Raw genomic sequence first — 14,615 nt, 5'->3', positions numbered from 1 at the left:
TTTTGGGTAATAGGTAGTAAACCGATAACTGTTAACTGATTACTTTTAACTGATTATTTCGCTTTTAGTTCAATGGTAAAAATCGATCCTTTTGGTTGATTATCGGTAATTGAAAGACAGCCATGATGGGCATCAATCACCATTTTGCAAAATGCTAGTCCTAACCCAGTTTGAGCCACACCTTCAAAGCGTTGACCCGTTTCATATTTTTTAAAAATGCTTTGTTTGAGTTCATCTTTTACACCATTTCCTGAATCTTGAAAGTGAACCTTAACAGTATTTTGATCAATTGGATATTCAACTTCTATTAAAATTTCACTATTGGAAGGGGAAAATTTAATCCCATTATCCAGTAAATTTTCTAATACTCGCTTAATTAAATCATAATCAGCAATCACAAACCTTTGTACCTGGGGAATTATAGTATTAATTTTAATTTTCTTTTTAATAACTTGAGCTTCAAACTCATCAACAACGGCTTCAACCATCAGAGATAAATTTACCGGTTTAGGATTCAGTAATTCCTTCCCTGATTCGAGTTTTGCCATCAGTAGTAAGGAATCAATTAGTTTGTTTAACTGCTGTCCTGAAGTGGCAATTTGATTGATTTTTTGGGATTGTTTTTCTGTTAAATTAGTTAAGTTTAGAAGTTCACAAGTTAATGAAATTACAAATATGGGATTTCTCAGATCGTGAATAATAGTATAGGTCATATCTTCGCGTAATTGCAGCAATTGTTCTAGTTTTTGTTGAGACTTTTCTAACTCATCATGCTGTTTTTTGAGTCGGAGCATTGAACGAACTCTAGCTCTAACTTCTAAGGCACTAACCGGTTTTCCAATAAAATCTTCTGCCCCAGCTTCTAAACATTGAGCTAAGGTTTCTTTAGAATTCAGTGCCGTGATCATAATAATAGGAATTGGTTGCCATGCCGGAATTTGTTTGATTTTGCGACAGATATCCACACCATCAATATCGGGCATCATCACATCTAATAAAATCAGATCCGGTAAACTGGATTCTAAAAATTTAAATACCTCAAATCCATTGGAAGCATAATGGAGTTGATATCCTTCTCGGAATAAAATTCCCTCGAAAACATCGAAGACATCCGGTTCATCATCCACAATTAGAATTGAATCAGACTTAATCATATAGCAATCTTATTTGAGTTGTTAGGCTGAAAAGGTAACAGGGAACACCGAGTAATATTTCTGATTGTTTCATATTAGTATTAAAATATTACAACCTCGGCGCGGGTTGCTATAGTTATTGGTATGAATTAAATTCATCAAAAATGGTCAATCTTAACTAAAAATAGGATTGTCCCTACCATTAATAATACAGGCATTAGCCAATCCCCCCAACGGACATAAAGGGTTTGAGTCCGATCGCGATAAATTGTATCAGCATAGACTTGATAGGTATTCTGATTGGAAATCCACTGAGTCCTTCCATGGGGGTCAATAAAGGCTGAATATCCTGTATTTGTAGCCCGAATTGTCCAACGATGATTTTCAATCGCTCGCATCACATCGAGGGCATGATGTTGAGCTAAAATTGCGACGGAATAGTAAGCATCATTAGAAGCCGTAATCAAAAATTCTCCCCCCTGGAGGGTTTGGCGGCGGAAATGATCTGCAAAGGCTGAATCATAACAAATTCCGACGGTGGCTTGACCGAAAAGGGTCTGGAATTGTTGAGTGGGTTTTCCATGAATTAATGTAGCTTCTAAGGGAGATAATTTTCTGATAAATCTGCCTAAAACTTCACTAAAGGGGATAAATTCTCCCAAAGGAACTAAATTAACTTTATCATATTGACCAATAATATTTCCTTCCCCATCCATGGAAAATAAACTATTCGTATATCCATTTTTTTTCAAGGCAAAACTTCCCACAATAGCCGGAACTTTTTGCTGTAAAACGGCTTGATAAAAAGAACTATTTTGTCGTTGATTCGAGTCAGTCCAGAAAAAAGGTAGGGCGGTTTCTGGGGTGAGTACCAAGTCTACTCCTTGATTAGCTAAGGTAATATATCCGGTTGTATAGCCATTTAAGGCTTGTAGAAATCCCGAATAATTTAATTTAACTTCATTAGCAATATTTCCTTGAATAATTCCTACTTTTAACGCCTGTTCTGGATTTTTTTGTGAAGGAATGCTATATAGAATCAACCCTAATCCATGAGCAGCAATCAAAAACAATACCGCTAAAATCAATAATAAATAGGATTTTTGATCTTGAGTCTGAGAATAATATTTATCCCGATTTAAAATAAAACTTTCTGCTATTAACCCATTCACAATTAATAAGGTGGCGGTAATAGTTGTGGGGCCAGAAATTTGACCTAGGTGCAAAATAATTAAATTCCCAAAACTTTGAGTATAGGATAAAGAAGACCACCATAACGCCGTAGAACTCCACAAAAATTCTAACCCACACCATAAAACCGTTGCAATTAAAACTCGGGCTAAGGCTAGGGAAATCTTAGAGAATCTTTGAGCTAATTGATCCGATAAAATCACAAATAATCCCGTCCAAATTATCACCAAAGCACCGCCCCAAAGGGTGAGAAAACTCCAACAAAATATAGTAATGGCTAAACTGGCTAACCAGGGAACTCCTAACCAGGTCATCGGATGAATTCCGGTAATCCAAAATAAGGCGGTTCCGTAATAGCCGATTCCCCAAACTAAAGCTAATATTAAGGGAGTTTTAAATACCGCCAAACTTCCCACCATGAACAGGGGGGGTTTAGGGGGGATAAAATTCGATAAAACATTAACCCATAAAGGAACTAATGCTACCCAAGCTAACCCCCACAGTCCCCAGGGTTCCGCAGCAATACCCATTAAAACCCCAGCCATTGCTGTTAATAATAAAGGCGCAATCAGTTCTTGTTTTTTCATAAATGATGACCCGATCTAGGATTAATTTAAACTATAAATATCCTTGGCTTGACCCAAAGCAAATTTGAAAGAAAGGGGAATTGTTTTACTAGAAAAAGTAGCGAAAGCAATTAAAGCAATTAAAGCTAAACCCGCATCTAAGGCAAACATAACTGAATATCCTAATTGTTCGGCAAAGATGCCAAAAATAGGGCCAGCAACGGCAATTCCCACGTCAAATCCGGTTAAACATAAGGAGAAAAATTGACCCCGTTGTTCCGGTAAACATCGATCAGTAATTAAGGTGATCATCATCGGAAGCACAACCCCCGCCCCCATTCCTTCGAGTAATGCCGCCAATAAAATAATATTACTGTGCATAGTTTTTGATAGGAGTAACATCGCTAAAAAATAACAAATTAATCCCCCAGTAATAAACAAACCTCGACCATAACGATCAGAAGCTCGACCCGTAGGAATTCTAATTAAAAAACTAGCGATCGCGGCGGTACTATAAAATAATCCCGCATTAAAATTCAACCCCGATTCCTTCACCGCTAAAGGCAAAAATGTGACTAAAGTTCCAAAGATTAAACCTACCATTAACATCACAAAAGCGGGAACCCTTAAAGGGGGACTCCATAACATTTTGAACAACCATAAACCCTTTTCTAATAAAGAAGTAGAAACCACTTTTTTTGTTGATTTATTGTGTTGGGGTTCCCAAACTTGACAAATCCCTAAAAATGCTAAAAACGCAAATCCGCTACTCGATAAAAAGATCGGGTCATACCCCACCATCGCTTGCATTGATCCCCCCACCGCCGGGCCAATCGCCATCCCAATCGGAGCCACTAAACTCATATATCCAATTACTTCTCCCCGGCGTTCAACGGGGGCAATATCGGCAACTAAGGCACTGTAACCGATGGTAAATGCGGCGACACTCACCCCATGAAAGGCCCGTAAACTCAGTAGTACGGGGATAGACTCCGCAAACAGATATCCTAAAGGTGCGATAGTCCCCACTAGGGTTCCGATTAATAAGACTAATTTGCGACTTTTGCGATCGGCCAAGGGGCCAAACCAAAATCGAGACGGCAATAAACCCAAGGCAAAAGCCCCCATGACCCAACCAATTTGTTGTGTGGTTCCGCCCAGAGATTCAATATATAATGGTAGGGTTGGTAATAGTGTGGTTATCCCTGTCCAGAAACATAAACCTGCGATAAATAAAGCCAGTAAACTGCGTTGACGTTTGGGATCAAAGCTGCGAAAAGTGTTCAAAATATCTATTCCTTAATATTAATATTAGCAATTTGTTGATTAAACCAGAGAGCCGCCAAACCATTCTCTACTTGGGTTAATTGTTCTAAAGTTTGCTCTAAAAGTATAATCGGTAAACCCGCAAGAGCTATAGAATATTCTATCTGTTCATATTTGCCATTTTCTTGTAAACGAAAGGCAATCACCTGTTTTCCTTTAACATCTGTTACCCAATATTCAGAAATCCCTAATGCTGCATAAAGTTGTTTTTTTTCATCTAAATCAGTGGCTAATGTTGTATCAGAAACTTCCCCCACTAAATCAGGAACCCGCCAACGATTTAAGTCAACCCGACGAGGTTCTCCCTGTTGCCAACGGGGTGAATTTTCACCAATATATAAAACCTGATCCGGTGCTAAAGCACAATGGTTTGCTTTTTCCAGTTGACAGCGACCTAATGAACTAAAACTAACAACGGGAAAACGAGTAAACCAAAATGCAAAAACCATGGTAAATAAATCGCTAATACTAGCGTGATTAATTCCTTCTGCACCCATTTCAATTAATAAATAACCTTCTTGATAAAATAACTTAACTCGCTCTAAACTGGGATGATCTCGATAGGCTAAATAATCATCCCAGGTTGCAGTCTGCCATTTTGAACTTGTAGAATTGAGCAATACTGTAACCGAAGATAAACTCATCATAGCATGAAAAATGTAAAAAATTCAGAAATCAGATCAAGATGACGGGAGAAACAAGAACAACGTTGCTGTTAATTATAGCACATTATTTTCAATTTCAGGAAAATCATAAAAAATAATAAACCCATTCTTTTAAACTCCATTCATTCTACCTTAAAGCTGAACTTACCCATCTTTTTTCGTGTCTTTGTGCCTTTGTGGTTTATGCAAAAATCCCCCATCCTTCACTAAACTAAAAACTGTCATAAAAAAACAAAAATCTTTCTTGGGATAGACGTAAAAAATCAAAAAGATTACAAACATTAAGATAGTCATAAAATTAAATAGGAGTCGGTTAATGTTACTCAAAGATAAAGTTGCCGTAATTACGGGAGCGGGTTCGGGAATTGGGAAAGAAACTGCGTTTTTATTAGCAAAAGAAGGGGCAAAAATAGCCACCCTTGATCGAACACCCGAAAAAGGTCAAAAAACGATTGATCAGATTAAACAAGCCGGTGGAGAAGCGATGATGACTACTGCGGATATTTCCTACCCCGAACAGGTGCAACAGTCCATGGATAAAATAGCAGAAACTTGGGGAAAAATTGATATTGTTTTTGCTAATGCGGGTATTAATGGAGTGTGGGCTCCTTTAGAGGAACTTTCCCCCGAGGAATGGAAAGCGACCATTTCTATTAATTTAGATGGAACTTTTTACACCTTAAAATATGCCTTACCCTATCTGAAGAAACAAGGGGGAAGTGTGGTAATTAATTCTTCTGTAAATGGAACTCGAATGTTTAGTAATACTGGAGCCACAGCCTACGCTTGTACCAAAGCTGCCCAGGTGACTTTTGCTAAAATGACCGCCCTAGAATTAGCCAGATATAAAATTAGAGTGAATGTCATTTGTCCGGGGGCAATTACTACCGAAATTGATCAGAATACTGAACGACAATACTTAGAAAAAACTCAAGAACTCGTTGAATTTCCTGAAGGTAAGATTCCCTTAACCCAGGGTCAACCCGGAACCTCTGAACAAGTTGCACAACTGGTGTTATTTTTAGTTTCTGATGCTTCGAGTCATATTACTGGAACAGAAGTTTGGATCGATGGCGGACAATCTTTATTACAAGGATAAATAGTTGGATTGGATATGATAATATAGAGTTAAAATAAAAATCCTATTTATATGCCCCAATATTTCGGACAATTACAATCTTTACACCCTAATTTGTCAACAATTGAAGCGGTGCAAAGTGTAGAAATAGGCGATCGCCATCTTCTCTTTAACTGCGGCAATGTCCATGTTAAAATTAGTATATTAGCTGATAATTTAATTAGAATTCGCTATTCTACTTCTGGTAATTTTCTTCCCCGTCGATCTTGGGCGGTTAACTTAGATGATAGTGAATGGCAACCCACTCGCTTTAAAACCCAACAAACCGAAGAAACCACAGAAATTATTACTGAAAAAATCAGAATATCCGTGCAACATCACCCTTGCCGAATTCAATGTTATGATCTACAAAATCAACCCTTTGCCACCGATGCAGAATTAGGGTTTAGATGGCAACCAGGGTTAACAGCAGTTGAGAAAAAAATTGAACCGGAAGAACATTTTTATGGCTTTGGAGAACGCACGGGATTTTTAGATAAAACGGGAGAAATCAAAACCAATTGGACGGAGAATTGTCGCAAGTATGATGCCTTAACTGATGCCATGTATCAAGCCATTCCTGTCTTTATATCCTTACGACCGGAATTAAGTTATGGCATTTTTTTAAATAGTACCCACTGGAGTCGCTTCGATATTGGAGTGAAAAAACCTGGGATTTTGCAGATGGAAACCCACGCCCCAGAATTAGATTATTATATTATTTATGGCCCTAAACCGGAGCAAATTCTAAATACCTATACCCAACTAACCGGACGAATGCCCTTACCTCCCCGTTGGGCATTAGGCTATCATCAATGTCGCTGGAGTTATGAATCAGAAACCGTTGTTCAAGAACTAACAAAACAATTTAGAACCCGCAAACTTCCCTGTGATGTAATTCATTTAGATATTGATTATATGCAGGGATATCGAGTTTTTACCTGGAGTGAAAAACGGTTTCCAAATCCAGAGAATTTGATTCAAAATCTATCTAAAAATGGCTTTAAAACCGTGACAATTATTGACCCAGGAGTTAAATATGAACCCGAAGCCAATTATACTATTTTTGATCAAGGATTAAAACAGAATTATTTTATTAGAAAACCTAACGGAGAACTGTTTCATGGTTATGTTTGGCCGGATAAAGCGGTGTTTCCCGATTTTTTAAATCCCCAGGTGCAACAATGGTGGGGAAAATGCCATCAAACCCTAATGGATATGGGCGTGGCGGGCATTTGGAATGATATGAATGAACCCGCTATTGATGACCGTCCCTTGGGGGATAAGGGAACTAAAATTACCTTTCCTTTAGAGAGTTTACAGGGGCCAATAGAAGAACAAACAACCCACGCGGAAGCCCATAATTTATATGGGTTAATGATGGCAAAATCTAGTGCCCAAGGGTTGTTAAAATTGCGACCGAAACAGCGATCTTTTGTCTTAACTCGGTCAGGATATGCGGGGATTCAACGCTGGTCATCGGTGTGGATGGGGGATAACCATTCGATTTGGGAACATTTAGAAATGTCTCTACCGATGTTATGTAATATGGGGTTATCTGGGGTAGGATTTGTAGGTTCTGATATTGGGGGTTTTGGGGGCAATGCTACACCGGAATTATTCGCCCGTTGGATGCAATTGGGAATCTTATATCCCTTGATGCGAGGTCATTCTGCTTTGTCAACTTCCCAACATGAACCCTGGGCATTTGGAGAACGGGTTGAACGCATTTGTCGGGAGTATTTAGAATTACGCTATCGTCTTTTACCCTATCTTTATACCTTATTTTGGGAAGCGACACAAACGGGTGCGCCAATTATTCGTCCCCTATTTTATCACTATCCAAATGATAGCAAAACCTATACTTTATCCGATCAAGTTTTATTAGGTTCGGCAATTTTAGCGGCTCCCATTTATCGCCCAGGAATTGAGTCTCGGGCGGTGTATTTACCCACAGGAATTTGGTATGATTGGTGGACGGGAAAACCCTATGCTGGATCACAATATATTTTAGCAGAGGCTCCTTTAGAACGGATGCCCCTTTATGTGAAAGCCGGGTCAATTATTCCCTTACAACCAGTGATGCAATATGTGGATGAAAAACCGATTGATTGTTTGACCTTTAAGGTTTTTCCAGGGACAGGAGAGGGAATTTTATATGAAGATGATGGTGATTCTTTTGAATATATTCAGGGAGTTTATTCAACAATCAAATATCGAGTATATCCAGAAAATCAGGAGTTAATTATTGAAATTGAACCCCGTCAAGGAGAATGGATTCCTCCTGATCGTGAGATTATTATTGATGTTGTGGGAGTCGGAGAACAGCGTTTTCAAGATAATGGTCGGGGGAAAATATTCAGGTTTGGTTATGAACCCGTTGTTGGGTTTTAGTCCTTAGAAGATGCGCTGAAGCGCAACAACGGGGGTAATATAAATTAAGGGTTTAATTGGGTTCCACAGCGTTTACAGAAGTGGGCATCTTTGTCATGAATTGACCACCCACACCCGGAACAAATAGTTTCTATTTGATTAGTTGTTTTGAGTAATTGTTTAATTAAATCTCCTAATTGCCAAGGAATTAAAGCAATTCCAGTTAATATCATTAAAATGGTTAAAAATCTTCCCATATCTGATATCGGGGTGACATCCCCAAACCCTACGGTGGTCATGGTAACGACGGAAAAATAAACCGCGTCTAAAAAGGTTTTAAAAACCTCTGGGTTAACGGGATGTTCGACTTGATAAATTAAGCCAGAAAAGATAAAAATAATAGTTAATAGGGTAAAAATAATTCGAGCTAAAATGACTCCATCTTCGCTTTTAATCCTGAAAATTGAGATTTTAACATCAATAAATCTAATTAATCGTAGGATTCTAAACCAACGAAAAATCCTCAAATAACTAATATTTAAAAATCTTAAATAACCTTGTAGAATAATAAATAAATCAATAATTGATAAAGGATTGAATATAAATTCTTTTTTATTATCAGCCGCCCAAAATCGAATTAAATACTCAATTGTAAAACAAATTAAAATTACAAAATCTAGCAATTCTAACCGAGAATGAACTAAATCAGAAAGAGGATAGGTTTGGGCGATAAAACTTGTTAAGGAAATTAAAATTAATCCGGTTAAACTTAAATTAACCATTTTCCCGATGGGGGTGTTAATATCTTCTAAATAAAACGCTATTTTCTTTCGTTGGGTTTCCCAAAAACCGACTTGAGATGGGGATGAAATTGGCTCTCCCATAAATTTAGATAGGTTATAAAATAAGTTAAAAGACATGACCCGAGGAGAGAGAATTTATTCTATAGATTTTAATAATAACTCTAGGATTTCTTGGCGGTCTTTCTGCTCTGTTTTGGGTTGTTCATCTAACCAATTAATCGCTCGATTTCTCCCATTTTCCGCCGCAATCATTAAAGTTCCCCAGGTTTTTAATTCCAATTGTTCAGGATTTTCTAATAACGCTGCGTTCAGACGATTTTTAATCCGTCCGCTATTTGATCTTAATAAATTAGCAATTTCCTGTTGATTTCCTGGACTATTTTTTAAGGTTTCTAAGGCTTCAGTCCAGCGTCCATCAATCAAACTGGCTAATACTTGTTGACTCGGACTTGCCCAGGCTGCAACCGCTTGAGCCTTAGTAATTTTAGCATGAAATTCAATTAAATCTAACTGAGCTTGAACAGCCGTTGACCATTTCAAATTAGGACTATTTCCCGAGACTATATTTTTTTTCAACGGTTTAATTAAATTCAATGCTGGCGACCATAACCCACTACGAGCTAATCTTAAAGCCTGTCGATAATTATAATCATCTAAAAAGGTTTCATCTAAAGAAATAGCGGTCAATTGAATCGGGTTAGGAATAAATTGCAAAGGTTGGACTTGATAAATACTAAACTGAGGTTCTAAACCAATTGTTTGTTCAATTAATAATTCTGGATCTTTGCCTCCGGTCACTTCCTGCCAGATGGGTTGTTGTCCGGCGGCACTTTTCCATTCCAACATCATACTTAAATAATGGCGACTCGGATTATAATGAAGAATCTGTCCATAGGGAACGGTTTTATCTCCCACGACTCGCTCACTATTCAGATTAAACCAGACCCCCCCGTGAGGAACTTTTCCTTTAAATTGTGTGAGTCGAGTTAGGGGTGAGGGCTTATTAGAACCCTGTTGATTAGATTCGGTTCCAATTAGGGAAGCAATCACAAAGGATTCGGCTGGCCCCTGGGTATCGAGTTGCTGCATTAACCGATAATACTGAGTGCTACCCTGGCGTTGATAGGGGGTTTGAACGGCTTCATAAACCCGCACCTGCACAATTTCTTGACAAGTCCCTTCGCAGCGATGGGCAACGCTAGAGTCACGGGTTTTTAAAATAGGAATTAATAAATCATTTGACTGTTGAACCGCAGCATTTGAATTGACTAATAAAGAGTTAAATGGGACTGTGGATTTTTGCTCATTCGCTGTTTTTGAAATAGAATCAACCGTCGGTAAAGTTAGGGATTTTCCCACCATAAATCCTTCAGTTTTGAGAGCCTGATTAATTTCATCTAAGGTAACAATCGAGTCTCGGCGTTGTAGAGGAATTTGTGTCCAACTGGGTAACAATTGATTTAACCAAACTCCAATATCAGGATTCACAATTAATTGATAACTAAACCAGGCACAGCCACCAATTAAGGTGGTTCCTCCGAATAGTAAAGTAAAGGCAACCCCATCGGCGATCCATTTTTTCCAAAATCGGCTAAGAGGCTGAGACGGTTTAGATTTCGCAGGTTGGGGGGCGGTTTTTTTGCCCGCAGGTAAAACAGCCGTTTGGGAACGTCGAGCTTGACGACGCTGTTGGCCTGATTTGGCGGGGGTTTTAGCCGTTTGAGGCTGAGGTTTTCGGGGCTGACTCTTTTTTCGAGGAGAGGGTTGATGACCTGTCCCTAAAGGATTCATCATGGATTCAGATTAGGATGGGATTAGGCTAACGACGCAGCAAAACTTGTTCATAAAGCTCACCGGCTCGTTCCCAAGTATATTCAGTTTCAATTAATAATCTCCCATTTTGCGACAATTGTTCCCTCAGATGGGGATGTTCAAACAGTCGGCTAATGGTTTCTACATATTCTGCCACGGTATTTGCCCGCAGAGCCCGATGGGGGTCATTCGGCCCATCAACGGCTAATCCTTCTAAACCGCGATCGCTGGCCACCACCGGCACCCCGGCGGCCATGGCTTCGAGGGTTTTATTTTTGATTCCGTAGCCACTGCGCAGGGGGGTGACACAGACCGTCCCCTGATGTAAATAATCGACGACCTGGGGAACTCCTCCGGTGACGATCACACCTGGATAGTTCGCTAATTGTAGAACCTCCGGTACGGGTCGCGCTCCGATGATGGTAAAGGTGGTATCGGGATAGGAATTTTGCAGGATGGGTAAGACCTCTAGGGTGAAAAATCGGGCGGCGTCGATATTATGGGAGGCGTCCATTGCCCCCACAAATACTAAGTTATGATTATTCGGATCAAAAGATCGCATGGGAAATAATTCTAAATCCACCCCATTCGCAACTACATGAATTTCTCCCTGGGGTTGAAATTGACGGAATTGTTTTTCATCATCTGCGGTGGTAACGACTAAATCATGAAATTTAGCCGCATAACGTTTTTCATAGCGTTCTAAGAGTAATTGTAAATAAATCTGATCGCGTTGGGGATGGGGAGAAGCCCCCATTTCTAAATGATTACGAGTCCAACCTACTACAGAACTATGAATATTAACAACGGTATGAACCTGCTTTAAATAGGACGGTCGAATATAAATTTCATTAACACTATGTTCGCAAGTAATTACATCAACTTTGCCCTGTTCAACGGCTTGATCGATCCAAGTTTGCATTTCTTGGGAATATCGATAAAGGACATTGGGAGGGGTACTTTGGACGAGGGAATTAATAAAGCGACCCACCTTAGCAACGGCCCCAGTCGGAGGTTCGGGAGGGAGGGGAAAAACCACCAGTTGACTCACCCACTGACGCAATTCCTCTACATCCTGATCACTAACCCCCGAATGTCTTTGGGTGATTAGAGTAACATGATGGCGAGAATGAAGATATTTGAGCAAGTTAAAGGTTCTAATCTCCGTTCCGCCTCGACTGGGTGGATAGGGAAACGTAGAGGAGATGATTACAATATTCATCAGAAAAATGGGTAGAAACCCCGTCCTTGATAGGACGGCTTTATATTTCCCCTTTCAGGGAGGAGGGTATGGTTGCCCTCCTAACTCCTATTTCTAGGGTAAAGTTAGCTTCGCCAAGGTTTTAAGAGCTTGTTAGGCTAGTAGCACTGTCTTACCCCTCGTAAAACTGTTTAACTACTAACGACAGAGCCAGGAACTAGCTTCGCATCCAACAGGGTGTCTTGACTCAAAAAACGTAGTCAGTTAAGACTTAGGCTGGTCAACTAACTGAAGTTAGAGGCACGAAGCCCCGTCACTTCAGTGCGGGGTGCTGACGGGGTTAAACCAGAATTAAACAATAGATAACCCAATTACCTGAAAAGCAGGACTTGGACTATTGCGGATCAATTTTTTTCAAAATATACTATGATTATACTACTTTAATTCAGCTTGACAACCCATTCAGGAGTTAACCGCTAGATGAATTTATGTTCTCATCAAATGCTGGCAATACCGAGCCGATTTTATCTATTATTATGGCAACATTCGGCAAATTTTTTAATTATTGGTTAGAATTTTTATTGCATATTAACCGGATTAATCAAAATGTTAGAGAGTTTGATTCTTGTGACAATTTGAGAACTAGCACAAGGGTACACTCAAAGCGGAATCCCGATCTGTTATGGTGCGGGGTAGATAACACCCATAACACCCCCAATGCACCGATCTCGCTTCAGATCGGTGTTTTTGTAGAGGTTGTTGGGGGTGGATTGATGGCTTAAAACCTTCAGATATCGGTGTTTTGGGTTCACGGGTTGCTCTAAGGTGGAGATGTAAACAACCCCCACTGACTTGAGTACAAGTACAGTGGAGGCTTTTAAAGAAGTCGATAGTTTACCAGCCTAAGTCTTAACTGACTACGTTTTTTGAGTCATGACACCCTGTGGATGCGAAGCTAGTCCCCGGCTCTGTCTCTAGTGATTAAACATCTTTATCGGGTTAAGGAAGTGTTACTGGATTAAAAAGCTCTTAAAACCTTGGCGAAGCTAACTTTACCCTAGCAATAGGAGTGATAGAAATGTCAAATTATGTTCTAGCTATTGATGCCAGCAAACAACCTTTAAGTCCTTGCCACCCATCGGTAGCCAGGAAACTTTTAAATCAAGGTAGAGCATTGGTTTACAGGAAGTATCCTTTCACAATTATTATTACTAAAACTGTTGAAAATCCTAATCCTGAACCTATTCAAATCAAATTAGATCCAGGTTCTAAAACTACTGGTATCGCCTTGGTACAAGGTAATAAATTGCTCTGGGGTGCGGAATTAACCCATCGGGGTCAAGGGATAAAAGCTAGTTTGGAATCCCGTCGCTCACTACGTCGCTCTCGGAAGAATCGTCATACTCGTTATCGTCAGGCCAGGTTTTTAAATCGCACCCGACATAAAGGATGGTTAGCTCCTAGTCTTCAACATCGAGTAGAAACGACCTGGACTTGGGTTAAGAAACTGATGAAGTTTGCACCAATTAAAGGTATTGATCAGGAGTTAGTAAGATTTGACTTACAACAACTTGAAAATCCTGAAATCTCAGGCGTTGAATATCAACAAGGGGAATTAGCTGGGTATGAAGTTCGGGAATATCTACTGAATAAATGGGAGAGAAAATGTGCTTATTGTGGGATTGAAAATGTTTGCCTTCAGGTAGAACATATTCATCCTAAAGCCAAAGGAGGTTCCAACCGAGTCAGCAATTTATGTTTAGCTTGTGAAAAGTGTAATATCAAGAAAGGGACTAAAAATATTGAGCAATTTCTAGCTAAAAAACCTGATGTTTTGAAGCGGATTCTTTCTCAAGCTAAACGTCCACTCCAAGATGCTACAGCAGTTAATTCAACGCGATGGACATTGTTTAATCGACTCAAAGAAACTGGTTTACCTGTTTCCACTGGCAGTGGTGGTTTAACTAAGTTTAATCGAACCCGCTTAAATCTTCCTAAAACCCACTGGTTAGATGCGGCTTGTGTTGGGCAGGTTGAATCTTTGGAAGTTCTAACCCGTAAACCTTTGTTAATTAAAGCAACAGGACATGGCACTCGTCAAATGTGCCGGACTGACAAGTTTGGGTTTCCATCTCGATATGTTCCCAGGCTGAAATTTGTTAAAGGTTTTCAAACAGGCGATATTGTTAGAGCAATTGTTACCTCGGGCAAGAAAATTGGAACTTATATTGGGCGAGTTGCTGTTCGGACAACGGGGAGTTTCAATATTTCCTTGAAGGAAACACTTGTACAAGGTATTAGTCACAAATATTGTTCACTTATTCACAGAAAAGATGGTTATTTGTATGCAACATAAATCTCTACCCCCTTTTCCTCTCACCACTGACCTGATTACAGGTTCAGTGGGAGTCTCCAAGGGGGAAGAAAG

Annotated in this window: 10 protein-coding genes; 3 read left to right on the top strand and 7 right to left on the bottom strand. The window is 39.5% G+C overall.

What is annotated here, in order from left to right:
* Positions 1-53: 53 nt before the first annotated feature.
* The 4 genes from PL11201_RS14050 to PL11201_RS14035 all read right to left on the bottom strand — a co-directional run bounded on the left by PL11201_RS14050 (position 54) and on the right by PL11201_RS14035 (position 4,863).
* The gene (locus PL11201_RS14050; RefSeq protein WP_079679527.1) at positions 54-1,154 is read right to left on the bottom strand and encodes a hybrid sensor histidine kinase/response regulator; all 1,101 of its coding nucleotides are present in this window, start codon (positions 1,152-1,154) and stop codon (positions 54-56) included.
* Positions 1,155-1,291: 137 nt separating this feature from the next.
* A complete protein-coding gene (gene lnt, locus PL11201_RS14045) occupies positions 1,292-2,911 on the bottom strand; it encodes an apolipoprotein N-acyltransferase (RefSeq protein WP_079679526.1) in 1,620 nt (539 codons plus the stop codon).
* A gap of 21 nt (positions 2,912-2,932) precedes the next feature.
* Positions 2,933-4,177 carry an MFS transporter gene (locus PL11201_RS14040; protein WP_079679525.1) on the bottom strand — a complete coding sequence of 415 codons (1,245 nt, stop codon included), beginning with the start codon at positions 4,175-4,177 and terminating at the stop codon, positions 2,933-2,935.
* Positions 4,178-4,182: 5 nt separating this feature from the next.
* Entirely contained in the window at positions 4,183-4,863 is a 681-nt protein-coding gene (locus tag PL11201_RS14035) for a Uma2 family endonuclease (RefSeq protein WP_079679524.1), read from the bottom strand.
* Between the two features lie 334 nt (positions 4,864-5,197).
* Here PL11201_RS14035 and PL11201_RS14030 point away from each other — a divergent pair, with 334 nt between their 5' ends.
* Together PL11201_RS14030 and PL11201_RS14025 are read left to right on the top strand one after the other, a co-directional pair.
* Positions 5,198-5,980 (top strand): SDR family oxidoreductase, encoded by a 783-nt coding sequence (locus PL11201_RS14030; RefSeq protein ID WP_079679518.1) that lies wholly within the window; start codon positions 5,198-5,200, stop codon positions 5,978-5,980.
* Positions 5,981-6,031: 51 nt separating this feature from the next.
* Entirely contained in the window at positions 6,032-8,392 is a 2,361-nt protein-coding gene (locus PL11201_RS14025) for a glycoside hydrolase family 31 protein (RefSeq protein WP_079679506.1), read from the top strand.
* A 44-nt stretch (positions 8,393-8,436) separates the two neighbouring features.
* Here PL11201_RS14025 and PL11201_RS14020 read toward each other — a convergent pair whose 3' ends face one another.
* From PL11201_RS14020 to PL11201_RS14010, 3 genes are read right to left on the bottom strand one after another with little or no spacing between them, the layout of a single operon-like run.
* Positions 8,437-9,255 carry an ion transporter gene (locus PL11201_RS14020; protein ID WP_079679615.1) on the bottom strand — a complete coding sequence of 273 codons (819 nt, stop codon included), beginning with the start codon at positions 9,253-9,255 and terminating at the stop codon, positions 8,437-8,439.
* A 54-nt stretch (positions 9,256-9,309) separates the two neighbouring features.
* Positions 9,310-10,968: a hypothetical protein gene (locus tag PL11201_RS14015; protein WP_144017755.1), complete on the bottom strand. Its 1,659-nt coding sequence runs from the start codon at positions 10,966-10,968 to the stop codon at positions 9,310-9,312.
* Positions 10,969-10,993: 25 nt separating this feature from the next.
* Positions 10,994-12,208 carry a glycosyltransferase family 4 protein gene (locus PL11201_RS14010; RefSeq protein WP_079679503.1) on the bottom strand — a complete coding sequence of 405 codons (1,215 nt, stop codon included), beginning with the start codon at positions 12,206-12,208 and terminating at the stop codon, positions 10,994-10,996.
* Between the two features lie 1,057 nt (positions 12,209-13,265).
* Here PL11201_RS14010 and iscB point away from each other — a divergent pair.
* Positions 13,266-14,543, top strand: coding sequence for an RNA-guided endonuclease IscB (gene iscB / locus PL11201_RS14000; RefSeq protein WP_079679499.1), 1,278 nt, complete (start codon positions 13,266-13,268; stop codon positions 14,541-14,543).
* Positions 14,544-14,615 lie beyond the last annotated feature (72 nt).

It is taken from the genome of Planktothrix sp. PCC 11201 (assembly GCF_900009135.1).
In the GTDB taxonomy this organism is placed as follows: Bacteria; Cyanobacteriota; Cyanobacteriia; order Cyanobacteriales; family Microcoleaceae; genus Planktothrix.
This window is presented reverse-complemented; position numbering and strand designations above follow the sequence as displayed.

Excerpts from the sequence above, each read along its gene's own strand:
- PL11201_RS14050 (WP_079679527.1), bottom strand. The coding sequence starts at position 1,154 with ATGATTAAGTCTGATTCAATTCTAATTGTGGATGATGAACCGGATGTC.
- lnt (WP_079679526.1), bottom strand. The coding sequence starts at position 2,911 with ATGAAAAAACAAGAACTGATTGCGCCTTTATTATTAACAGCAATGGCT.
- PL11201_RS14035 (WP_079679524.1), bottom strand. The coding sequence starts at position 4,863 with ATGATGAGTTTATCTTCGGTTACAGTATTGCTCAATTCTACAAGTTCA.
- PL11201_RS14030 (WP_079679518.1), top strand. The coding sequence starts at position 5,198 with ATGTTACTCAAAGATAAAGTTGCCGTAATTACGGGAGCGGGTTCGGGA.
- PL11201_RS14025 (WP_079679506.1), top strand. The coding sequence starts at position 6,032 with ATGCCCCAATATTTCGGACAATTACAATCTTTACACCCTAATTTGTCA.
- PL11201_RS14020 (WP_079679615.1), bottom strand. The coding sequence starts at position 9,255 with ATGGGAGAGCCAATTTCATCCCCATCTCAAGTCGGTTTTTGGGAAACC.
- PL11201_RS14015 (WP_144017755.1), bottom strand. The coding sequence starts at position 10,968 with ATGATGAATCCTTTAGGGACAGGTCATCAACCCTCTCCTCGAAAAAAG.
- PL11201_RS14010 (WP_079679503.1), bottom strand. The coding sequence starts at position 12,208 with ATGAATATTGTAATCATCTCCTCTACGTTTCCCTATCCACCCAGTCGA.
- iscB (WP_079679499.1), top strand. The coding sequence starts at position 13,266 with ATGTCAAATTATGTTCTAGCTATTGATGCCAGCAAACAACCTTTAAGT.